The organism is Virgibacillus halodenitrificans (assembly GCF_001878675.1).
GTDB classification, from domain to species: Bacteria; Bacillota; Bacilli; order Bacillales; family Amphibacillaceae; genus Virgibacillus_Q; species Virgibacillus_Q halodenitrificans.
Genome location: NZ_CP017962.1, coordinates 3,198,388 through 3,221,296, shown reverse-complemented (window position 1 = coordinate 3,221,296; position 22,909 = coordinate 3,198,388). Strand labels below are relative to the sequence as shown.

General features: G+C 38.6%; 23 protein-coding genes. 19 read left to right on the top strand and 4 right to left on the bottom strand.

The genetic code is table 11. The features are described from left to right. Positions 1–94: 94 nt before the first annotated feature. A complete protein-coding gene (locus BME96_RS16135; RefSeq protein ID WP_071649602.1) occupies positions 95–850 on the top strand; it encodes a hypothetical protein in 756 nt (251 codons plus the stop codon). A gap of 314 nt (positions 851–1,164) precedes the next feature. Here BME96_RS16135 and BME96_RS16130 read toward each other — a convergent pair whose 3' ends face one another. Together BME96_RS16130 and BME96_RS19685 are read right to left on the bottom strand one after the other, a co-directional pair. Then, on the bottom strand, positions 1,165–1,539 hold the full coding sequence (locus BME96_RS16130; RefSeq protein WP_060678293.1) for a protease inhibitor I9 family protein: 375 nt from the start codon (positions 1,537–1,539) through the stop codon (positions 1,165–1,167). A 29-nt stretch (positions 1,540–1,568) separates the two neighbouring features. Beyond that, positions 1,569–1,709 (bottom strand): hypothetical protein, encoded by a 141-nt coding sequence (locus BME96_RS19685; protein ID WP_156036050.1) that lies wholly within the window; start codon positions 1,707–1,709, stop codon positions 1,569–1,571. Positions 1,710–2,062: 353 nt separating this feature from the next. Between BME96_RS19685 and BME96_RS16125 the strand changes: the two genes are divergently transcribed. Then, entirely contained in the window at positions 2,063–2,326 is a 264-nt protein-coding gene (locus BME96_RS16125) for a tRNA uridine-5-carboxymethylaminomethyl(34) synthesis GTPase MnmE (RefSeq protein ID WP_071649601.1), read from the top strand. 349 nt (positions 2,327–2,675) lie between these two features. Here the strand turns inward: BME96_RS16125 and BME96_RS16120 are convergent, their stop codons facing one another. Then, positions 2,676–3,056 (bottom strand): hypothetical protein, encoded by a 381-nt coding sequence (locus tag BME96_RS16120; RefSeq protein WP_060678300.1) that lies wholly within the window; start codon positions 3,054–3,056, stop codon positions 2,676–2,678. 561 nt (positions 3,057–3,617) lie between these two features. Here BME96_RS16120 and BME96_RS16115 point away from each other — a divergent pair. The 6 genes from BME96_RS16115 to BME96_RS16095 all read left to right on the top strand — a co-directional run bounded on the left by BME96_RS16115 (position 3,618) and on the right by BME96_RS16095 (position 9,320). Next, the gene (locus BME96_RS16115; protein WP_071649600.1) at positions 3,618–4,574 is read left to right on the top strand and encodes a GAF domain-containing protein; all 957 of its coding nucleotides are present in this window, start codon (positions 3,618–3,620) and stop codon (positions 4,572–4,574) included. Positions 4,575–4,577: 3 nt separating this feature from the next. Beyond that, positions 4,578–4,751 carry a hypothetical protein gene (locus tag BME96_RS19680; RefSeq protein ID WP_156036048.1) on the top strand — a complete coding sequence of 58 codons (174 nt, stop codon included), beginning with the start codon at positions 4,578–4,580 and terminating at the stop codon, positions 4,749–4,751. Between the two features lie 257 nt (positions 4,752–5,008). Continuing rightward, positions 5,009–5,260, top strand: a complete 252-nt coding sequence (locus tag BME96_RS16110) for a hypothetical protein (protein ID WP_071649599.1) — start codon at positions 5,009–5,011, stop codon at positions 5,258–5,260. Positions 5,261–5,899: 639 nt separating this feature from the next. Next, complete coding sequence (locus BME96_RS16105; protein ID WP_071649598.1) at positions 5,900–6,280, top strand: MerR family transcriptional regulator; 381 nt, start codon at positions 5,900–5,902, stop codon at positions 6,278–6,280. Further along, positions 6,277–7,779 (top strand): class I adenylate-forming enzyme family protein, encoded by a 1,503-nt coding sequence (locus tag BME96_RS16100; protein WP_071649597.1) that lies wholly within the window; start codon positions 6,277–6,279, stop codon positions 7,777–7,779. Before BME96_RS16105 ends, BME96_RS16100 begins: the two co-directional genes overlap by 4 nt. Further along, on the top strand, positions 7,779–9,320 hold the full coding sequence (locus BME96_RS16095; RefSeq protein WP_071650041.1) for an acyl-CoA dehydrogenase family protein: 1,542 nt from the start codon (positions 7,779–7,781) through the stop codon (positions 9,318–9,320). The genes BME96_RS16100 and BME96_RS16095 overlap by 1 nt, the downstream gene beginning before the upstream one ends. A gap of 217 nt (positions 9,321–9,537) precedes the next feature. On the opposite strand, the gene sda is transcribed toward BME96_RS16095, so the two are convergent. After that, positions 9,538–9,699: a sporulation histidine kinase inhibitor Sda gene (gene sda / locus BME96_RS16090; protein ID WP_082387948.1), complete on the bottom strand. Its 162-nt coding sequence runs from the start codon at positions 9,697–9,699 to the stop codon at positions 9,538–9,540. Between the two features lie 109 nt (positions 9,700–9,808). Here sda and BME96_RS16085 point away from each other — a divergent pair, with 109 nt between their 5' ends. The 11 genes from BME96_RS16085 to BME96_RS16040 all read left to right on the top strand — a co-directional run bounded on the left by BME96_RS16085 (position 9,809) and on the right by BME96_RS16040 (position 22,866). Continuing rightward, complete coding sequence (locus tag BME96_RS16085) at positions 9,809–10,348, top strand: helix-turn-helix domain-containing protein (RefSeq protein WP_071649596.1); 540 nt, start codon at positions 9,809–9,811, stop codon at positions 10,346–10,348. A 367-nt stretch (positions 10,349–10,715) separates the two neighbouring features. Then, entirely contained in the window at positions 10,716–11,549 is an 834-nt protein-coding gene (locus BME96_RS16080) for a MurR/RpiR family transcriptional regulator (protein WP_083547492.1), read from the top strand. Between the two features lie 48 nt (positions 11,550–11,597). Next, positions 11,598–12,755, top strand: a complete 1,158-nt coding sequence (locus BME96_RS16075) for a M20 peptidase aminoacylase family protein (protein WP_071649595.1) — start codon at positions 11,598–11,600, stop codon at positions 12,753–12,755. Beyond that, a complete protein-coding gene (locus tag BME96_RS16070; RefSeq protein ID WP_071649594.1) occupies positions 12,746–13,531 on the top strand; it encodes a GNAT family N-acetyltransferase in 786 nt (261 codons plus the stop codon). The genes BME96_RS16075 and BME96_RS16070 overlap by 10 nt, the downstream gene beginning before the upstream one ends. Positions 13,532–13,551: 20 nt before the next feature. Next, positions 13,552–14,661, top strand: coding sequence for an o-succinylbenzoate synthase (menC, locus tag BME96_RS16065; RefSeq protein ID WP_071650039.1), 1,110 nt, complete (start codon positions 13,552–13,554; stop codon positions 14,659–14,661). Positions 14,662–14,763: 102 nt separating this feature from the next. Next, the gene (locus tag BME96_RS16060; protein ID WP_071649593.1) at positions 14,764–15,849 is read left to right on the top strand and encodes a YkvI family membrane protein; all 1,086 of its coding nucleotides are present in this window, start codon (positions 14,764–14,766) and stop codon (positions 15,847–15,849) included. Positions 15,850–16,321: 472 nt separating this feature from the next. Beyond that, on the top strand, positions 16,322–16,618 hold the full coding sequence (locus tag BME96_RS16055) for a hypothetical protein (RefSeq protein ID WP_060678310.1): 297 nt from the start codon (positions 16,322–16,324) through the stop codon (positions 16,616–16,618). A 711-nt stretch (positions 16,619–17,329) separates the two neighbouring features. Beyond that, on the top strand, positions 17,330–20,902 hold the full coding sequence (locus BME96_RS16050; protein ID WP_071649592.1) for a chondroitinase family polysaccharide lyase: 3,573 nt from the start codon (positions 17,330–17,332) through the stop codon (positions 20,900–20,902). A gap of 582 nt (positions 20,903–21,484) precedes the next feature. Next, positions 21,485–21,649, top strand: a complete 165-nt coding sequence (locus tag BME96_RS19675) for a hypothetical protein (RefSeq protein WP_156036046.1) — start codon at positions 21,485–21,487, stop codon at positions 21,647–21,649. A 63-nt stretch (positions 21,650–21,712) separates the two neighbouring features. Beyond that, positions 21,713–22,249 carry a hypothetical protein gene (locus tag BME96_RS16045; protein WP_019377530.1) on the top strand — a complete coding sequence of 179 codons (537 nt, stop codon included), beginning with the start codon at positions 21,713–21,715 and terminating at the stop codon, positions 22,247–22,249. 215 nt (positions 22,250–22,464) lie between these two features. After that, a complete protein-coding gene (locus tag BME96_RS16040; protein WP_269321176.1) occupies positions 22,465–22,866 on the top strand; it encodes a ParA family protein in 402 nt (133 codons plus the stop codon). Positions 22,867–22,909: the final 43 nt, after the last annotated feature.

Sequence of the window (22,909 nt, the reverse complement as noted above, 5' to 3'; positions counted from 1 at the left end):
TAAACTTTATTGAACAAAAGTTTTCAAGCGTTTGTTAGTTATGTTAATAGGACAATCGTCCTGCTTCATATAGTGAAGCAAGGAGGATGGTCGTATGAGCAACGGAGAATTAACATTAATACCAATTAGTAATATCCAAATGATTACAAAGAGTGAAGTCCACTTACCTTCAAAAAATGCATTAAGGGAATTAAAGACGCTAACTCCAATACCTTCAATATTAATATACTTATATAAATGGAATGGAGAACTGTTCTATGTAACTGATTTTCATGAAATAGCTTTACAGAAAAAATATAATAGTAATGCAGTAGTGAATGCCCAAATTATAAGTCCTGATTCACGAGACGATATAGTGTACTTAACGTTACGGAATACAATTACAAATAAAGTTGGTATCCAGAAATTAAACCAGTTTCGTTTTGACTTGGTCAATCAACTTGAAAATGCTGATCTACAAAGTATTCAGGACAGAACAGGTTTTACTATGAAGCAAATCCTGCAATTTTCTTTTCACGAAGAAATGACTAAAAGAGGAAAGCTTTATGCAGAGAAAGCACGTGATCTTACCATGATGAATAAAATTTGGAGTTCCTCCATTTTGTGCAAAAAAGCTCCTCATATTCGAAAGCACCTTGAATTTATGCGGATTGATGGAAGCTTAACTTCTTTTCAACTTTATTTTATTGAGAAATATGCAAGGTCAGTTACGATGCCCTTTCACAAGAAAAAGAACGTGTATGAAGAACAAATATATTTACTATTATCACAGAAAGAACCTCGTGAACAACGGTTATTTAATGAGGTTGAGTATTGGGGGATGGTGGGGAGGCCTCCTTCTGCAGCTTGATTGAAGAAATTTATAGTTCTAGGTGGCTGGCATCTTCCAAATTTAAAACACACATTTGCTAAATACGAGGTTGTGTCAGTTGATGTAAAAGATGCGGATTTTATTTGCCAGTATAGTGGTTATTACAAACTAAAAATGTAGTCTTTGGCAATTAACTTATATATTGGTCTTTGAAGTTGTTACATAAATAAAAAAACACTTGCCAACCTCTCCAATGGAAAATTTCCAAGGTCCAAGGCATGAAGGAATAGCATATTCAATGTAACAAATCCCCCCAATACTAAGTTAATTACACTTACTATCAGGGGGGATTGTTATATTTGATACCTTGTATCTACTGGCTTTTTAGGTACATTCATTTCCTCGGTCTTATAAATCGCTTTTATAACAGTGGATCGAAGCAAGCGTTGAACTGTATTTCCTTTTAGACGCATCGACACACCATTAAAGGAATCTTTATAGGTATTAATGATGAAATATTCAATATTGGATTCCTCTAACTGTTTGAGTTCCCTTTGAAATATCTGGTGGCTTGTTTCAACCTGCTGTTTGGCTTGTTCCATTGTCAAATTTGATATACATGTGGCCACGGCAGTTTTGGCAGGTTTTATTTTAAACTCAATTATTATGCCAATGTATTCGTCACTAGCAATGTCTATTTTTGGGTCAATATATATATTTGACTGCATTCATTTTCACCTTTTGCTATTTTCATTTATTATTCGTACTTGGCTCCATCATCTGTTTGTTTTGCGATAACGTTAAGAAAGGCGTTGTAGCGTGCACCCTGATAATCGTTCCCGGCGCTTTCATCCAATTTAACCGCAATCATTAGATCAATATATTGGCCTTCTTCCACTTCCCAAAAGGAATCCTCGCTGCCCTCACCAAGAACGATCTCTCCAGAGTCAGCATCTTTTTTAGTTTTTGGTGCACTGTCACTTCCCGAGTTAAGTGAGTTCTGGGGTCAGCTTCCGACTCCTTTATAGTGATGTAAGCATAAAGTGGTTCTCCTTTAAAACTAGATAGGAATGAACGTTATCATTTAATCATCTTTATTAGAGATGACGATAAACCGGAAATCTAGTGACTTAGTTTAATACTTGTTGCGCAGAAGCACATTGCCGCAATCCAATTAAAATCCCAAGAGAATAGGCCTTTAAATAAGAAGTAGTATAGCATATAATGATTTTAATAGGGAAGTGATACAACATGGAACAACATGAACTGAAGGAAATTCTTAATGCACTTAAACAATACTCTGGGGAGATCACTGGAAGGATAACTGAGCTTGAGAACGGCATGCATAATATGAAGACGGAACTTGAAAACCGTATGGATGAACGTTTTGATCGTATTGAAACAAAAATTAATGGAGTACGTGTTGAATTAACAGAAACACAAGAAACCGTTGACTTTCTTTCCAGCAAAACTATGCAGCACGAGAAGAAACTTCGTAAATTCCTCAATCAGTAATGTTACAGACTACAAAAATCGTTCTTCAAAATTTGGAGTAAGATCCCATTATGAAGTAACAAATAAAAACACTGCAGGAGTCTATTCTCTGCAGTTTTTTAATTTCGTTGGTTATTCATTTTGTGATGTTTAAAAAGTTGGGTCAGAATCGCCGCCGTACTTTGCAGGGATGATAGTCAAGGTTGTTATTGGGGGAAGAGTAAGAGTATACAGAGGGATAATATCACAGAACCAAGAATGGGCCAGTAAATGCAATTGTAGTACGGATATATAGATTGCCTCTGAGGTGTAGAATCTGGCATGTGGTCGGCCCATTAATCACTGATGAGAAGAAAGGAATAATTAACGTTTATGAGCAGTTGTTTCTTTTCAGAAATTTGTACCCGCGTATAAACCCATCAATAAAATATCTCTCCGATTCGAACACAGCGAAGGAATTGAGTTCAGCTTCTACATCAAACAATGCATCTCTTTGGTCTTTGGTATGACACAGACGTATAGCACGCTGAAATGGTGTTTCTTCATTACGTGTTTCGCCATGGTTATTTTCAGGTACATACTCTTTCTCATAATGAAGCATCTCCAAATAAGCCATTTCCCTAATAATCTCTGTCATTCCCTGCTCATAAGCATTCTCTAAATGTTTCATTGCTTCCAGATCATTTCTGTGATGGGTGTTTCCATAAATTTCCACAATCCTACTAAATGGAACTACTGATATTCGTGGCATACAAAGTTCCCCTTCCTTTTAATCTATAAAACTATTATTTCCAGCAGTACATTCATTTATACGGTGAATGGTTAGGTGTTTCACTCAATCTTGTTCTGCTCATCTTGTTATACGATCATGTCACCAATTATTCCCTGTCTCCCTTATACTAAGGAAGTTGCTGAAGATCCAGATTTTGGCATGCGTGTAGAAGACATAAAGAAATTAAGTTTTGAATGTCACTGTCGCTCCCCGTATCCTGTCGAAAATTATCTGGTTGCTTTTACGGGTTGAGAGATTGAGTAAGTCGGTAGTGACTGTCACTTCTCGAATTATGTAGTATTTTGTCGATTAAATGTTTTGTATATAGCTATCTTTTTGCGAACATATGATCTATAATTTATTTAATACATATATGTTTTAGAACTGAGGTGTGAGCAATGTAGATGAAAAAGAAGCCGACCTTTGAGGGGATTGTGAGATAAGTTAAGCAATACTAACCTATCTTTTTGGGGAAAGAAGTATAGGAGTGTGAAGTTGGATTATTATTTAACTCAAAATGTATAAAAGGTGGAGAATAAAATGCCAAAATCAGCAAAGCTAATTTTAAGTTATATTGTTGGATTGCTACTTACTTTAGCCATCTTTTTAGGTATTAGTGAAACGTATACAACGATTCATAACTGGATGGTTCCAACCGGAAAAGTTTCTTCTAAAGGAGTGTTTGAATTAATTTGCGTTCTGTTAACAATAATTTTTTTAACGAGTATATTGGCAAGAGAAATCAGGGCTAACCCGGACGTTGTTTCTGTAGGTGCAACAAATATACCTAATTTCATGTATCATCCAGACTTTAAAAAAGAAAGCAAGAACCGTTCAAAAATATTAAAGGAAAAACATATACTAAAAGGGAAACTGGAAGAACAGGAAATGTATACGGACAACTTACTGGATGAGCTTGAACAAAAAGATCTTGAATTAGAACAAATAGCCTACATAAGTGATATTTTTATTAGACACCACAAAAATGCGAGTAGATTGGTTCGATCATTGATTCAGCTATTAGTAGAGCGCAAACCATATTGGAAGCTTGAATTTTGTAATAATGTATTGGATGAATGTGTAACTATATTATTAGAAGACAGAGCCGATAAATCTTCAACTATCTATTTTATTAATAAGAATAACGAGCTGGAAATGTTTGCATACAGTAGAATCGAGTTTTCTTCCTCTAGAAATAGAAAGTTTAAAAAAGGAGAAGGATTTGCAGGTCATATATGGAAGACCGGTAAAACAGAACTCGTATCAGATGTTACAATTAGCCAACATTTTAGAGAAGAATATGCTCCTAAACATGAATACGGATCAATACTGGGAGTTCCCATTAAGATTGGCAGAGAGATTGTAGGTGTACTTTGCGTTCAGAGTGAGGGTAAAAATGAATTTCAAGAGGATGATAAAAGAACGGTAATATTTTATGCGGATATGTGTGCGTTAGCGCATTTTTATGATAAGATTAAAAATAAAGAGGGGGTATAATGTATGGATGCTTTGAAAACACCTAAACATAATCATGGCCTGAACTTAGAAAAAAAACAAAACGACATTCTTAAATCCTCCCGATCTCGTACAGACGAGCTAATAAAAAAGGCTCATAAATTAGGTTTAACCGAAATATATACCGATAATAACGGACGTGTTAAAAGAAAAAAATAGAGAAAATGGACAAACGATATGATTGGGTGCCTGCCATTCCTCAAATGAAGGTTATGAATGGAAACAGTTTGTTTATAGAATATGCGCCAAACTAATCAATCCCCTGTAAAACAGAAAGATTGGATTTATGGACCTGTTGATGATGGTGGTTTAGTATCGAAAAATCATGAAGATATAAAAGCATATAATAATAAAAATTAGTTAGCAGTATTAACAAATGAAGCCGCTCAATACACACAACTTTTTTAGGTGATAAAGTGCTAAATACAAACAAATCAATTGAACTTCGTAATGAGATTGACTTAATGGTTCAATATATATCAAAAGAACTAATGAGCGAGTTTGGTAAAAGTAAAGAGGAAGCAATGAAAAAGATTCAAGAATCAGAAGTAGAAGAGACTTTAGTTAAAGATAAACTGAGATTTCACGAATCTCCATATACTTGGGCGATAAGCATACTAACTGATCAAAATGATGTTGAAGCTTTAGAAAAACATTTTTACCATTAAGGAAAGGAATTACAACAAGAAGATACTTGTTATTCCTTTCCTTTTGTTTAATCTTTTTTTGAATGTAAGCTATCTTTTAGTTGCTGTTTTTTCCATTCTGGCAAGATAAATAATAAAATGACTTAACTCCGAGAGAATGTAGCTAAAATTTTTTCTTAAGTTTGATTTTTAGGTCTAACGCGGCCTTGATTTAAATTTTTACTTTTTATCTAAGAAATAATTTGTCTGTTAGTATCACTATATTGAATTGAATTTTTAACAACTCTGCTTTCAATATCATTTAGAGTTAGAGTAGTCATATCCTCATCACCCTCTAAGATTTTTTTCCTGTCCTTTTTTCAAAGGTTATGGATAGCTTGCCCTTATTATATCATAATTCCTTTTATACAGGCTAAAGGTGCATAGTCACTTCCTGAATCATGTAATAGCTTCCCTTATTGGTGAGCATACATATGGTTAACACAAATTTATATTATGGACCTTAGCTTGGACAGGAGCAGCTAAGTCCCACATGCTATTTTTAGCCCCACTACTCCTAACACCTCCACTTATAAGCAACTCTTATCCACCCAAAAAATAACCCTTGTATTTAACGTTAACGTCAATGGTAAAATGAAAATAAAAGTGAGGGGGAGGGCTGTGAAGACGATTGCGGAGGTTGCGGCAGAATTTGATGTGACAACAAGGACGATTCGGTATTATGAGGAAATTGGTCTTTTGGTACCTGGGCGCACGACGGGGAATAGAAGAGTATTTTCTAAATCTGATGTGACAAGGCTTAAGCTTATTTTTCGAGGAAAACGTTATGGCTTTTCGCTGGAAGAGATTAAAGAAATGATATTGTTATTTGATGAAGATCGTTCTGGTAAGAAACAACTGAAGCGGACCATTGAGTATGGTGAAGAAAAGGTTGCGGAAATTGAAGAAGTGATTGCGGAATTTCAGGCACTAAAATCGGAGATGGAAGTTCTTATGGAACAGTTTACACAAAAACTAAAGGATGAGGGGGAAGATGGATGAACAGTTCGGAGTTGCTGGCACGTAATGCAAGGAAGTACCCGTCGCAAGAAGCGGTGGTATGTCAGGGGCAGCGGTTGACTTATCAGGAGCTTGACCTTCATGTGAATCAATTTGGAAGCGCTATCAATAACTTGGGGATTAGCAAAGGGGATAAGGTTGCACTGCTTATGCCGAATGTGAATGCGTTTGCCATTGCATATTTTGCTGTGCAGCGAATTGGGGCTATTGTTGTGCCGATCAATGCAAAACTTACGGGGCCGGAAGTGAATTACATTGTGAAAAATTCCGAAACGAAGGCGCTTATTGTGCATGAGCTCCTGTTTTCAGGTGTGCAGCATTTTACAGAACCATCGATTCTAATTAAAACGGGGAAAGCACAGGGCAATTGGAGGAGTTTTGAATCATTGATAGACAGCGGAAACTCGAAAGCCATTTCATGTGATTTAACGGAGGATGATCTTTCTACAATTTTGTATACTTCTGGCACAACTGGAGATCCAAAAGGGGTGCTTTTCAGTTACCGCAATATTTTAACCGTCGCGAACATGATATGTGTAGAGATGGAAGTGAAGCCGGAAAGCAGAATTCTGTTAATGATGCCACTCAGTCATTCAGCCCCGTTGCATCTATTTTTCATGGCTGGAATGATTGTCGGTGCTACATTGGTTTTGACACCAACATTCTCGCCTGATTTATTATTAGATACTGTTGAGAAGGAACGAACCACCCATTTCTTTGGCGCGCCAGTTGCCTATTTAACAACAGCCCGGCATAAGCGTATAAACGAAGCCGACCTTTCTTCCATGAAGTGGTGGATATATGGTGGTGCAGGCTTATCAACAAAGCAGGTGCAGCAATTAAAAGTGGCTTTTCCAGACGGGAATCTTGTGTGTGTTTATGGTTTGACGGAAGCAGGACCGAGTGGGACATTGCTCTTTGATCATGAACATGAGGAAAAAGCCGGGAGCATCGGAAAACGTGCGGCACTTGGTATGGAAATCCGGATTATTGATGATGAAGGTAAAGAGCTGCCGGCTGGAGAAGTGGGAGAAATTGCCTTGCGTGGGGAAAGCAATATGGTTGGCTATTATAATAATCCGGAAGCGACTGCTGCGGTTTTACAAGATGATTGGCTGCGGACGGGAGATATGGCAATACAAGATGAGGATGGTTACTTTTGGGTTATTGACCGAAAGAAAGACATGATTATCACCGGCGGTGTGAACGTTTATCCAAAAGAGATTGAAGATATTTTTGTGATGTATGAAGGTGTTACAGAGGTTGCTGTTATCGGCGTACCCCATCCGGAATGGGGAGAGACCATTAAAGCTATATTTTCAGCAACAACAAAAGTGAATCCAGATGATGTGAAGGAATTTTTGAAAGGAAGTCTTGCCTCATATAAGATCCCTCGGATTTACGAGCAGGTGGAAGCTTTGCCAAGAAACGCATCCGGTAAGATTTTAAAACAGGTATTGCGGGAAGGGGTTACGAAATGATGCATGTATTACAGGAAACAAGGACACAACAAAGGCGAAACTTCTTTACCGAGGATGATTTTTTTCAAAAGCTGTTGGAAAAGCATCTGGACGAGGATCTTTATGCATATGCCTCCAAAGAGTTGAAGAAATTCGGCGATGCCTGCGCAAACCATATTGATGAACGTGCAGTCCATACAGATCGGGAGGGGCAGCCAAGATTACTCCGTTACAACAAATATGGAGAAGAGGTTTCGGAGGTATGGGTAAACGAAGGGTATAAGCAGACGGTTGCGGAAACGTACAACACGGGTATTATCGGTTACGTGCATAAGGAAATACCAGAGCTAGGACGGAAAGGGAACTATACCTATAGTTTTGCGCAAGGTTACCAGTTATCACAGGCTGAACCGGGGTTTTATTGTCCAGTTACACTGACATTGGCAACAGCTTATTTGCTTGATCACTATGCAGATCAAGCTATTAAGCAACAATTTTTGCCACATGTTTGTGCAACAGGGGGTGTGGAACTCTATGAAGGTGCAACGTTTCTTACCGAGAGACAGGGCGGGTCAGATGTCGGAGCAAACGTTGTGCAGGCAAAGGAAGCAGGGGATCATTTTCGTTTATATGGTGAGAAATATTTTGCCTCCAATGCCGGTATGTGTGGTGTAGCCATGGTGCTTGCAAGAAAAGAAGGCGCGCCTGCGGGAACACGCGGACTTACCTTGTTTGCTGTTCCATGGAAGAACGAGGATGGCAGTATAAATAATTTACGCATTCGTAGATTGAAGGATAAGCTAGGTGTTCGTGCGGTTCCCTCTGCAGAGGTGGAATTTGATGGGGCAAAAGCTTATGTGATCGGCGATCCAAATCGGGGATTCTACTATATGATGGAGGCTCTTAATCTATCAAGAATTTGCAATATGGTGGCATCCATCGGAATCATGCGCAGAAGCTATACGGAAGCGAAGGCATATGCCGAACGCCGTGATGCTTTTGGTAAACGACTATGTGAATTTCCAATGATTCAGCAGACACTGACACAGCTGAAACAAAAGCTGGAGGCAGAAACGGCAGCCATATTTGAGTTGATCCAGTTACATGGGAAGGTAACCAACGGAGAGGCGACGAAAGAGGAAGAAGCACTTAACCGTTTGCTCATTGCGATTATGAAAAAAGAATCTGCAGAACAGGCAATTGCCTTTGCTCATGAAGCAATCGAAATGCATGGCGGGAATGGCTATATCGAGGATTTTGTCACACCAAGGCTGCTTCGTGACGCACAAGTGCTGACCGTTTGGGAAGGTACCGCAAACATTCTTGGACTGGAAGTGATTCGTCTAGTCAACAAGTTTTCCGTACACGAGATTTTCCTTGAAGATTTGAAAAAACGATTAGACGGAATGGATGTACCAGAATTAGTGAAGTGGTGGGAAGATTTGAAAGTTCGGCTTGAGGAATTTGCGTCAGACGATCGGGTTACCCAGGAGTTAAAGGTAAAGTCATTGGCAAAAGATATGGCGGAACTGTATGAACAGGTTGTGTATGTGGGGATGTAGATTTGGAGGGGCTTCGCTACGGATGTGTTTTAGTAGCGAGCCCCGCTGTTATACCCGTAAGGTTTTGCTGGATGCGATGGGGAGACTGATAGAATGCTACCCATTTTTTATCGTAATAAAGCCTTATTTAATAATAAGTTGTAAGTGGGTCTAATTTGATTCAAGTTACTTTAGCCGAAAAAAACTTCAGTTAACATTTAGCCAACCACAGTTCCTGTTATTTGTTAGTAGCCTCAGGACAAATAGTTCTCTTCTTTATTGAATCAAATTTTCGTTTATTTATTTCTCCTTGTAGTAAATGAAGAAAATCTTTATCTAAATTCAACTCAAATGCTTTCTGATAAGCATCTGCTAACTGTTTGTCAGATAAAAATTCCATGAAAACATCCTTTCCTCAAGACCTCGTATAATTTGCTATACTATATATATCTTATATTAAAAGCAGTAAAAATAATGTGGCTGATTGCTACATAAGAAGGATGATGCGGATGAGGGACTGGTTAAAGAAGATGAGGATTGCAAAGGGATTAACTCAGGAGGATGTGGCATCAAAGGCATTTATAAATCGAGCTTTTTATTCCCAAATAGAAAATGGGAAGCGAAAACCAAGCTTTGATGTTGCCAGAAATATTGCTGATGTATTGGGTTTTAGTTCCACCGCTTTTTTTACTGAGGATTTTGAAGAGCCCTTTTATTTAGCTTTGAAAAATTCACCTATGGTAATTGCTCACTGTGATCTGGATCTAAGATATACTTGGCTATTTAACCCTCATCCGGATTTCGACACCAGTAGCAGTCTTGGCAAACGCGATGATGAACTCGCAATGAACCAAGGGATTCTTGATTTAATGGACCTGAAAAGGAAAGTAATCGAAGAGGGTGTGAAATGTAAAAAGAAAATAACCTTTCCTTTATCTGACGGTGATCGTAGCTATTACGTTTATGGTGAACCATTAGTAAATAAGAAAGGAGAAATTATTGGTGCAGTCACTTCTTCGATGGATATTAGTGAGGTGTTATCTGAATAAAGGACAGGCTTGGGTCTGTTCAGATCCTTCCACTTCCAGTCTATTTTGCCAGCAACACTTCCAGTTCTCACTGTTTATCGGTGGGAGCTTTTTTGTGTTTGTTTATTTCTGCTTGCTGTTTCTCATGCTCACAAGAATTCCTTTGGACATATCGCCAAGTTATTTTATTTTGCCACAGAACCCCCATATCTTACGCCACAAGTCGAGAAGTGGCAGGCACCCTAAAAGAATAATAAACAAACTATTGCCAAATTTTATAACCGTGTGTTAAAATTGTTTGAAAATATAAAGTATTTGCTTCATATAAAATAAAATAATGAAGTATTAACTTCATTTAAGCGTTTTAGGCTCATGGAGGTATTTTAAAGTGGAGGCCATTTATCAAAGAATTGCAGAAAAACAACAGACCTTTTCAAAGAATTTACTGAAGATTACATCATATTTATATGACGAACCGAAAATGTTTGCGATGATGTCTGCTTCAGAAGCAGGCAAGATAATGGATGTTAGTGAAACGACGGTGATTCGCTTCTGCCAAAAGCTTGGATATTCTGGTTATCGACAGTTGCAGGAAGAAGTGCGCCAATCCATGCTTGAAAAAAGTTCATTGTCTGATTTTGGAAAACAAGAAACACAGACAGAATCTATTAAGGAATTGATGGAGGAGGATGCACAAACAATCAGGCAAGCAATGTCCCGTCTTTCGGAGGAAAGCCTGGCAACCGCAGTTTCTCGTTTGTCGACATGTGATCGCACACTAGTTGCAGGGCTTCGCACATCTCATGCGCTGGCGAGTTGGTTTGCATTTGCCCTTGATTTAGTAATGGGAAGAACAAGATTATATCAGCCAACGGTAGATGATGTTCTGCTGAGAGTGGGTGAATTGACAGAGAAGAGTGTTGTAGTGGTTTTTTCATTCCATCGGTATGCCGCAGATACGGTAAATCTTGCTAAGCTTGCTGAGAAGCAGGGCGCTTTTATTATTGCAATTACAGATTCACCGGCTGCTCCCGTTTCGGGATATGCTGATCTGGTACTGCCGATTCATCTGAATTCCGTATCTACCCTTGATGTCGCTCCTGTGGCAATGTCATTAGCAAAGAACATTGTTTCCGCAATTTCGCAAAAAAATATAGAAGAATTTCAGCAACGGGTTGCCCGTTTTGATGAAATGGCAAGTAATGATTTCTTTGGCAGATAAAAGGGTTAGTGAACGCAAGCCTTAGGATGAATAATTGTAAGTAAGGAGATGTACATTTTGAATTTCAATACAAAATCAATGGAAGAACGATTGAAAGATATATTTAAACATTTACATGAGCATCCGGAAATCAGCTGGGAGGAGCATGAGACAAGGGATTATATTCAGTCCGTAGTCTCTCCATATGATTGTAAGATACAAACATTTGATGACTGTGCGGCAGTAGTGGTGGAAATCGGTAGTGGAAAGCCGGTGGTGGCAATCCGTGCAGATATGGATGCGCTTTGGCAGGAAGTAGATGGCAATATGCAGGCTAATCACTCTTGCGGGCATGATGCACATATGACCATTGTACTTGGGGTGTTCCTTACTCTTATGGAAAAGGGGCTCACTGAGCGCGGGACATATCGTTTTATCTTCCAACCAGCAGAGGAAAAAGGCACGGGAGCATTAAAAATGGTGGAGCATGGTGTGGTTGATGATGTCGACTTTTTGTATGGTATGCATTTGAGACCAATGGAAGAATTGGAAGCAGGCCAATTCGCCCCAGCAATCCGCCATGGGGCGGCAAAGTTTATCGAAGGTACTGTTTTAGGGGAAGATGCACATGGAGCTCGGCCGCATTTAAACGAAAATGCGATTCAGATCGGCATGGAATTTTTCCAGCATTTGAATAATATACATGCAGACCCAAGGGTTCCTTATTCCGTGAAGATGACCGCTTTTCAGGCTGGCGGTAAGAATGCCAATATCATTCCAGGAAAGGCGACGTTTTCCATCGATGTTCGTGCACAAACGAATGAGGTAATGACTTTACTAACGGATAAAATCGAAAAAATTGCCAGGATGCTTGAGAAATATCACTGTGTTCCTGTTAAGTTGAAAACAAAAGCACATGTGGCGGCAGCTGTACCAGATGAAAGAGCTACAGAAATTTTACAGGAAGCAATTACGGAACATGTTGGCAGGGAAAATACGAAGCCGGCAATCACCACAACAGGTGGGGATGATTTTCATTTTTATACGATCGAGCGACCACAGCTAAAGGCGACGATGCTTGCGATTGGATGTGGCTTAAAACCGGGACTTCATCACCCGCAAATGACCTTTAATCATGAAGCGATCCCAGAGGCTGTATCCATCATGACGAAAGCGATGGTCAAAACAGCTGAAAAGTACAGTCAGGAGGGGATTAGATGCCAGTAGAGATTCGGCAACTAACGACGATGTCAGAACTGTACGAGATGCAAAAAGTGGAAGCTGCCGTATGGCAAATGGATCCAATTCCTGTTCACCAGACGTTTACCGCAATGCACCATGGAGGTATTATCCTGGGTGCCTTCGAAGAGGATCAGATGGTAGGGTTTTTGTATAGTTTCGCTGGTTTTGATAGAAAAGCGTCCTATTTATGCTCCCATATGATGGGTATGCTGCCCGGTTATCGCATGAACGGGCTGGGGGAGGCATTGAAATTTAAGCAGGCGGAAATTGCGCGCACGCTTGGTTATGATATGATCACATGGACATACGATCCGCTGGAGAGCAGAAATGCTTACGTGAATCTGCATAAGCTAGGTGCGGTAGGTGCAATTTATCACCCGAACCATTATGGTGATATGGCTGATGAATTGAATCATGGCCTGCCAACAGATAGGTTTCAGATTAAATGGGAGCTGGGTGAAAAGAAGAGCGTACAGCCCGCGACCTGGGATATAGAGCTTGTGTTGCTCGACGGTGGCAGGCATGGTGAACCAATTATTAAAAAGCATTTGGAAACAGGGGACGTTATCGATAGTTCTACTTATTTTGTGGCAATCCCAGCCGATTTTCAGACGATGAAGCAAGCAGATTTTACCCTTGCAAAAAGCTGGCGCCAGGAAACAGGAAAGGTATTTAAGAAGCTCTTCGATCACGGTTTTCAAGCAAGAGATCTACTTCGTACGAAAGAAGAAGCATACAGTTACTACGTATTTACTAAATAGTGAAGGGACGATGTATTTTGATTCCAATCAAACAAATTAAATTGCATAAATTAAAAATGAGGATGAAGCATCCGTTTACAACGAGCTTTGGCACAATGCAAGACAAAGAATTTTTCATTACAGAAGCAGTTGATGACAGGGGAAATCGGGGATTTGGCGAATCGGTTGCTTTTACCAATCCATGGTACAGCGAGGAGACAGTAGAAACGAACTTACATATGATGCGCGACTTTCTTATTCCAATTTTGCAAGAAGAACCAATCGTCCACCCTGATGACGTGTCAGCACTTTTCCAGCCAATCAAGCGGAATAATATGGCGAAGTCGGCTTTAGAAGGAGCAGTCTGGGATTTATATGCCAAACAGAACAATATGACACTTGCTACAGCACTTGGGGGAGAGAAAAAAGAAATTGATGTTGGTATCAGCATTGGAATTCAACCATCTGTAGAGAAGTTAATTGAGACAGTCGGTGACTTTGTTGCTGAAGGGTACAAGCGTATTAAAATTAAAATCAAACCCGGTTGGGATGTAGACGTCCTCCGCCAAGTTCGGGAAAAGTTCCCCGACACGCCAATAATGGCAGACGCCAATTCCGCCTATACGCTGGCAGACTTGGAAAATTTAAAAAAACTTGATGAGCTTAATTTGATGATGATTGAACAGCCGCTCGCCCATGACGATATTATCGACCATGCTACACTGCAAAAGGAGATGAAAACACCAATTTGTCTGGATGAAAGCATTCATTCATTGGAAGACACAAGAAAAGCCGTCGAGCTTGGCAGCTGTGAAATTATCAATATCAAAATCGGACGTGTGGGTGGTTTGTCAGAAGCAAAGCGTATTCATGACTACTGCCGTGATCACGGTATTGATGTTTGGTGTGGCGGCATGCTGGAAGCAGGAGTAGGCCGTGCACATAATATCGCGCTCACTACATTGGGAGGTTTTAATCTCCCGGGGGATACAGCTGGATCGTCCAGGTATTGGGAAAAAGATATTATCAAACCAGAGGTCACGGTGGAGAATGGTTTAATTTATGTTCCTGAAAAGCTAGGTATTGGTTACGAGATAGATGATTCTATCTTGAACCAATTTAGAGTAGAAGAATATGTTTTTGATTTTTAAGTGGTAAAACTTGGACTATATATGAAAGAATCTCGCCAATTCAGATGGCGATTTTCTTTCATGTATAATTAACTAAAAATTCAGTAATGTGGAGGCTATATGATGAAAACGAGTTTGAAGATTGCCGGTGCTTACATTGGACTGCTAGTTGGGGCAGGATTTGCATCAGGTCAGGAAGTGATGCAGTTTTTCACCAGTTTTGGTTGGAAAGGATTGATTGGAAGTGGTATTGCCACACTTCTGTTTGCTTTTCTGGGCATGCAAATCATGCAAATCGGCTCCGATCTGCAGACAGTGTCACATAAGGATGTCATTTATCACATATGCGGAAAGTACGTTGGTATAGGAATTGATATTTTAGTTACTTTCTTCCTCTTTGGTGTTGCTACAGTAATGCTTGCAGGGAGTGGCTCCATTTTTCAGCAGCAGTTTGGCATATCGCCTATAGTTGGAGCCTTTATTCTTACAGTACTGGTAATTCTGACTCTCCTGATGAATGTCAAGAAAGTCATCTCCATTATCAGCATGGTTACACCATTGTTGCTCGTATTGATCTTTGCCATTACTTTGTATGCAGTTATCGCAAATGACACGGATATGAGTAAACTTGGCGCTGCTGCAACTGATCAGCCTTCTGCGGCACCAAATTGGCTGTTGGGTGGTTTCCTGTATGTATCTTATAACATTGCAGCAGGAATTTCGATGCTGGCAATTATCGGTGGTACGGTAAAGGACAGAAAAGTGGCTGGTTTTGGCGGTATGCTTGGTGGTCTAGGGTTAGGTCTGTTGCTATTTCTGATCAATGGGGCACTATTCATGAATGCCGATAAAATTCAAGGTGCAGCTATGCCTACACTACTGTTGGCAACAGACTTGTCACCAGTGATAGGAATTCTTATGACCATTGCTTTACTCGGTATGATATACAACACGGCGGTCGGCATGCTTTATGCGTTTACGGCGAGATTTGTCCAACCGGAAACCCCAAAGTTCAAGATCAGTATGGTAATCATCTGTCTGTTGTCCTTTGGTGTAAGCTTTATCGGATTCATTCAATTGGTAGGTTCTGTTTATCCAATAACGGGTTACTTAGGGTTTGTGCTGATTTTGGCCATTCTGTTTGTATGGATTAAAAATAGCAGACAAAATCGTTCGGTAGGGATAGAGAGGAAAGGGGAGGCAATGTAGGAAGTAGGGTGTCAGTCACTCCTCGAATAGTTTTCGATATACACTAAAATAATAAACCGCCATTAGAACGTTTTATGGCGGTTTAATTACTTATCGAGTTTGGGCTGTATAGTGAGTAGAATTGCTGGGGGCATATCCCAATCGAACCTAATCATCTAAATTCAAGGCTATTTCCAGTAGTATTTTAGCGGCATTTTCAATGATAAGTGGTACAGCGTATCCTTTCGTGTCCTGCTGAACATAAGAAAAACAGTTTCTTAACAGAGAAAAGTAACCGGATATTTTTAATAATATTAGGCAGGTTAAAGTAATCAACCTAATTATGTATCCTAATTTCTGAGTTCCTTCCCTCTCACAGAGAGTATGTGGGCTATAACCTACTTTTGTCGCATATACGTCAAACAAAACCATACTAAGCCTTTAAATATGAAGTATTATCGCATATAATGTCTTTAATAGGGGGTGATACAATATGGAAAAGCATGAACTAAATGAGGTTCTTAATGCTCTCAAGCAATATTCTGGGGAAATTACTGGAAAAATAACCGAACTTGAGACAAGTATGAGTGACATGAAGGGTGCACTTGAGAGCCGTATGGATAATATGAAGACTGAGCTGGAGAATCGCATGGATGAACGTTTTGATCGCATGGAAGCAAAGCTTAATGGTTCACGTGTCGAATTAACAGAAATACAAGAAACGGTTGACTTTCTCTCAAGCAAAACTGTGCAGCACGAGAAGAAACTTCGTAAACTCCTCAATCAGTAAAATACACACTACAACATACTTTTTCAGGTTATGGGTATTTGTAACTCCCCGAATTTTTCTACTTATCATTCATTAGACCCTCTTTTCCACTACTATATCCACTAGATCTTTATCTAGAGCATCTGTTAAATTATAGATTTGTTTTAGAAAAGGAAACTTAAACATACGAATAGGCAGTTTTACATTGCTTTAGTTATGGTGCCAGTACTCCATGGATATTGTCGATATACAACAAATAATGAACTGCCATTAGAATGTTTTAATGGCAGTTTATTTATTTAATTACTTATCGAGTTTGAATTTTTAAAGTCTACTATTTCTTAAATTTGAAAATAGTGCTTATGAACTAATTACTTTTATATAATTTTGAAAATTTATTCTATACAGAATACTGACTTCCGAAGTCAAGAAAAAATCTCCGATAATAATAAGATTTAGCCAGAGACTAAATTATATGATAAAAATGTTAGTCAAAGATTCTGTTATCAGCAAGCTTCCTTTAAAAAGCATAAATGACAGCGGTTACATTATTTGGGTGTTACTAATGATTAAGGAAGCTAATATAGCTGAAAAAGGGGAGATTTTTATTAGATTTATCTAGTTAAGATAGTAGTGCCAAAAAGTAAATGGTATAAGTGTTTAATTAAAAGCTTTAACTCTTAAACTGCGACCTCTATTCCAATTCAATTAATACAATTCAGGAGTGATTTTTTGAAAAAATTAAAAGTAATTTTTTTCGTTATTTTCACCGCTTTGTTTTACCCACTGATAAGTTCGCAAATAGACATTGCTTATGCTGCTAATAAGGAAACTAGTAACCTTTTGAAAAATGGAGGGTTTGAAGAAACAATAGAAAGTAAAGAGTGGTTGAATTCTCAAGGACCAGCGGACTGGAGTCAATGGAAAGCAAGTGGCGTCCCCGAATTAGTAGTAGATAATCAAATTAGTCATTCAGGAAAGCAATCTATTAAAATTCAAGCTTCTAGTGACAGCCGTGCATCAGTAGAGCAGGATGTGATGGTCATTCCCGGAAAAGAATATAAACTTTCTGCTTGGGTTAAAACAGATAAAGTTACCAGTAACCATGGTGCCAGGTTGCGTTTAACTTTTTTAGGTGATAAAAAGGTTTATGAGTATTCAAATGAAGTAACCGGTACCTCAGGCTGGAAGCATATTGAAAAGATTGTTAAAGTCCCTGAAGGCTATAACACTGTCCGTATTCAAAATTTCTTGGAAAAAGGTACAGGTACCGTTTGGTTTGATGATATTACGCTTGAAGAATGGGACTCAAGTGATAAGGATAAAGAGTCTTCATTTTCGTTTGAATCTGGGGTGCCTGATGCCTTCTCAACAGATAGTGGATCAACAATAAAAACAACAGAGGCTCGTTACAAGGATGGAAAAAATTCACTTGAATGGACCTTCAAAGCGGATTCACAATTGACGATTAATAACCCAATTGATTTAAAAAACATGAATAAAGATACCTTTGGAATATGGATATATAATGAAACCCCGATTAATGATGAGTTGATCTTTGATTTTGGCAGCAATGGTAAAACCGACGCATCATTTACTTTTAACTTAAATTTTACAGGTTGGCGAACGGCATGGGTGCCTTTTCATGATATGGAAGGAAATCCGAACTTTAATATGAATACAGTCTCTATTACTGCTCCAAAAAGTGTAACAGAAGGAAAGCTGTATATGGATCAAATGGTATTAAGTAATCCGGTGGACCCGCGTTATCCTACAAGAGATGTTCAGGTACCGTTTGTAAATAAAGAAGCTGACCAAAGCCCAAATGCACATTGGCTATCCTTGTATAAATTCGATTCTTTGCTCCCGAAGAGTTATGAAGCTAACACAACGGAGGAAGATCGCAGTTCGTTGCAAACGATAGAGGATAGATACAAAGAATTTGAGCTGCGAGAAGCTGAGGAAGTTACTAATCAGTACATGAAAAATATACAAGAACAATTTGCATCTTACAAGATTACAAGAGGTAATAATGCGATAACTGGGAGACCAGTTAATTTGAAAAATATCCAGGATATTTATCCAAAAGAAGCCTATGATGAAATAGAAAAACTGGTTAATGGGATTGATGTGAGAGATTATACTGATTTTATGAAAGAAGTAGCAGTGGCTTATCAAACCACTGATAATGAGACATATAAAAGTGAACTGAAATCTATTTTTCTTGATCTTTTAGAACACATGCATGATCAAGGATGGGCATGGGGGAGTAGTCTTGGATCCATGCATCATTTGGGCTATAACATGCGTGGATACTATCCAGCTGTGGTGCTTATGAAGGACGAGCTAAAAGAGGCTGGATTGTTGAATCGTACTCAAAAAATGATGAGCTGGTATACAGGTATAGGAAGGATTTATGAAGATCTAAATAAAAATTACGCCAATATTGATATTCTTAATACGACACTAAAGGGCATGGTGGCGACTATTTTAGTTGAGGAGGATAAAGAGAAGCAAATCGCTTTGTTAGAGCGACTTAGAGATTGGTTGAATCAAGGCTTGCTTCCGGCTCCGGGATTAATGCCAGCATTTAAGCCAGATGGCTCTGCCTTTCATCACATGGGATTCTATCCAGCATATGCAAGAGATGCGTTTGAGGGAATGACTCCTGTCGTTTATATGTTAAGTAATACAACATTTCATATAAGTGAAGAGGCACATGGAATGTTGAAAAAGGCTGTGTTAGCAAGCCGTTTATATTCTAATAAATATGAGTGGCTAATAGGAGTAGCTGGTCGTCATCCAACAAACCGTCTTCATCTGGAAAGTTTCGCATTTAAATATATGGCTCTTGCTGGTACGCCAGATGGAAAGGAAGATATTGATCCTGAATTAGCTGCAGCTTATCTTCGACTTGTTGAACCAGAGAATGTAGATGAAACAACCATGCGTCTCAAATCTATGGGATATAAAGCAGAAGCTGCACCTAACGGAAATTGGACGATGAATTATGGAGTACTTGCACTGCATCGGAGAGATAATTGGCTTGTTGGTGTGAAAGGTCATCATCGCTATCATTGGTCGAATGAAATTTACTCTAACGCAAATTTGTTTGGTAGATATACTACTTATGGCCAAATTCAAATTTTAGGTAAGGGTAATCCTGTCAACTATTTAGACAGTGGTTATACTCAGGAAGGCTGGGATTGGAACCGTTGGCCTGGTACTACAACGAAACATCTTCCTATTGATAAGCTAAGGGCAAAATCAACTACTGAAATGCTGCTAACATATGAGTCCTATGCGGGAGGGCTAAACATCGAAGGAGAAAATGGGATGTTTGCTATGAAGCTTCACGAACATCCAAAATATGATGAATCATTTAGAGCAAGGAAATCCGTTTTTATGTTTGATAATAGGATTATTGCGCTTGGTTCCAATATTGAAAACACAGATCAACAGCATGAAACGGAAACAACGTTGTTCCAAAATCATATGGTAGATAAAAAGGATCCTGTTCGAGTTAACGGTAAAAAGGTAACAGACTTCCCATATGAAAATACGTTAAATGGTAACAAATCTGTGTGGATGCTCGATAACAAAGATAATGGATACTACATTCCTGCCGGTCAGGAAATAGGCATTCATAAAGAAACACAACACTCCAGAGATCAAAAAGACGATAGGGATACCCAAGGGGACTTTGCGACAGCATGGCTTAAGCATGGCAAAGCGCCTGATAAAGGGTCGTATGAGTATGCCATACTTGTCGATTCGAATCCCGGCCAGATAAATGCATTTACCCGTAGAATGGATAAATCTAAACATGCACCATATACAGTGCTGCAAAAGGATTATGATGCGCATATCGTCAAAGATAGTAAATCAAAAACAACCGGTTATGCCATTATGGAACCAAATGATTCCCTTGATAAGGGCCATATTATTTCGGTCGATACGCCATCAATGATTATGATTAAAGAAAAGGGGAATGATTTAATCCTTTCAGAGGTGGACCCAGATTGGCATTTGTATGAAGGGAAGGATGAGGATCAATATGACGACAATGGCAATTTTATTGGAGGAGAAGGTCCTTATTCGCGTCCTTGGAAAGAAAATGAAAGTAAGGTGCATCAACTCCGTCTGACACTAAAAGGTGAATGGAGATTAAAGGAAAAGGGGGATAATTATCGTATCATTTCCAATGATGAGGGCAAGACTGTATTAGAATTTGATAATAAAGATGCCATGCCAATTGAAATTCAACTTGCTCCAGTCAAAAAAACTTATAATGCTGCTGATTAAGTAAAATCTGTTAAAGGCTTTGATTAGGGTGAAGCTTTTGCATCAAAGTATTGTCAAACGCCATCATTCTGAAGAAAAAAAGTTGCTAAGAAAGATGTTAAACATATGGAAGAGTTCAAAGATAACTTTTTAATTGGAAGGATAGTAAGCTGCTGTCTGATGAAGCATTTAACCAGCTTAGCAAGAATGCGGAAATTTTCATAGATAACTGACATTTGGGATAAGGTGCGATTTATCGGAAATCTGTGGTGAATTCTTGGATGGCAATTGTAAGGATTGTGTGTAGAAAGAGAAGTGCTTGAAACTTACTCAATGATATAAATGAAAGAGCAAGCGTAATATATCTCCTGGTATTATATGGAGGGAAGGTTTTACGCTTGCTTTTTTTATGTTAAATTAGTTTTTTTGGTAAAAGTAGAGAGTGTGTGTATTATTTGAAAGTATAGGATGGTATGCAGTTGAATGAAGCTTGAAAGTTGATTAGTTAGAGTTGGCAAAAGTCGGGGATGCCGTTTCTGGACTTCTTGGTCCTAGGGTCAGCTTTCAAAGACAATTCAAAAAAGAAGTATATGGGATTTTTTTATGTCTGCTTTAGCCATTTTTTGTTCTGTATTATTTTTTAGTGTACATCAATTGGAGCCATTAATTATTGCCGGTATGGCAGGCGGAATTACAACAGTATATATTGCTAAGAAACCTTTTACCAGACAAAAAACTATTAAACAATTTATTAATGAAGAGATATAACTGTAGACTTTTTAATTAATATCTTTATAGAAGTAAAAGTGAAATTTAAAAGGAGCAAACGGAATGAAGTTAATCCCTTTTTATCGAAAACAAGGAAAAAACATAGATCAGTATACCTTGTTCTTAGATAAGCGGACGAAGCATGTTTACAAGGTATACAACAGGGACGAAAATAATATTTTATATTGGGTCGCTTTCGTTCTTGTGTTAGCGATATTTAGAGCGGTCAGTTCGATTCATTTACCAGTTTATCATCCGATTGCCGTAGTAGCTTATATAATGATTGGCCTGATTATATCTATCACTTTAGGGATCCTTGTCTATAAGGTCTACTATCAAGATCTAAAGGAAGTTTATTTGACTGAGCCTGAATTGATGGAATACATAAAACGAGGAAAAAATAGTTTAAAGATAGAAGTTTGGTTTACAGGGATTATGTTTATCTTCTTCATTTTAACTATTTTATTATTTATGATGAACTACTGGATTGTATGGTATCTGGTAAATATAACTATCGGATTTTTATTGACTATATTGATATCTGGTTTGCCGCCTGAAAGATTTAGGTTAAGCAAAAAATCATTTGTTGACGAGGGATAGAGGAACTACTACTAGTCTTGTATTAAGTAGTGTGCATATGCATACCCTCCCCCAATGATATATCACACAACTTCCCCTTAACCCCCAATCCCACCAACCAACCTCAGCCAAAATCCGAATTTCTCCCTCCAATAATGAAAGTTGTCATGCCACTTCGCATATATATTTAACTGGTGCACATGAAGGGGGAGAGGATTATTGGGGTAATTTCGGTCATGAATTATAAGGGTGGTGTTGGTAAAACGACGCTCTCTGCTAATATTGCGGCAGAATTGGCAAACAGAGGGAAGCATGTGTTGCTCATCGATCTGGATCCGCAGACGAATTTGACTTTATCGTTTATGCGTTTCGAGGAATGGTTGGCACTAGATCGGCAGGAGCGGACAATTAAGCATTGGTATGACGACTTTTTGGATAGTGATGGGGAGCTTTCTCTTGGAGATTTAATTGTTACACCGTATCTTGTTAACCAGCGATTGGAAAATAATCGAGGCAGAATTGATTTGATATGTTCCCATTTGGAATTGATTCATGTTGACATGGAGCTTTCAAGCAGACTGGGAGGGAACACAGATCGCACAATTCGTAGCAATTATTTATTGGATGAAATAAAATAAGGACTCTTCTAATTGCTCTTCGATAATTTCTATGGAGACTTAC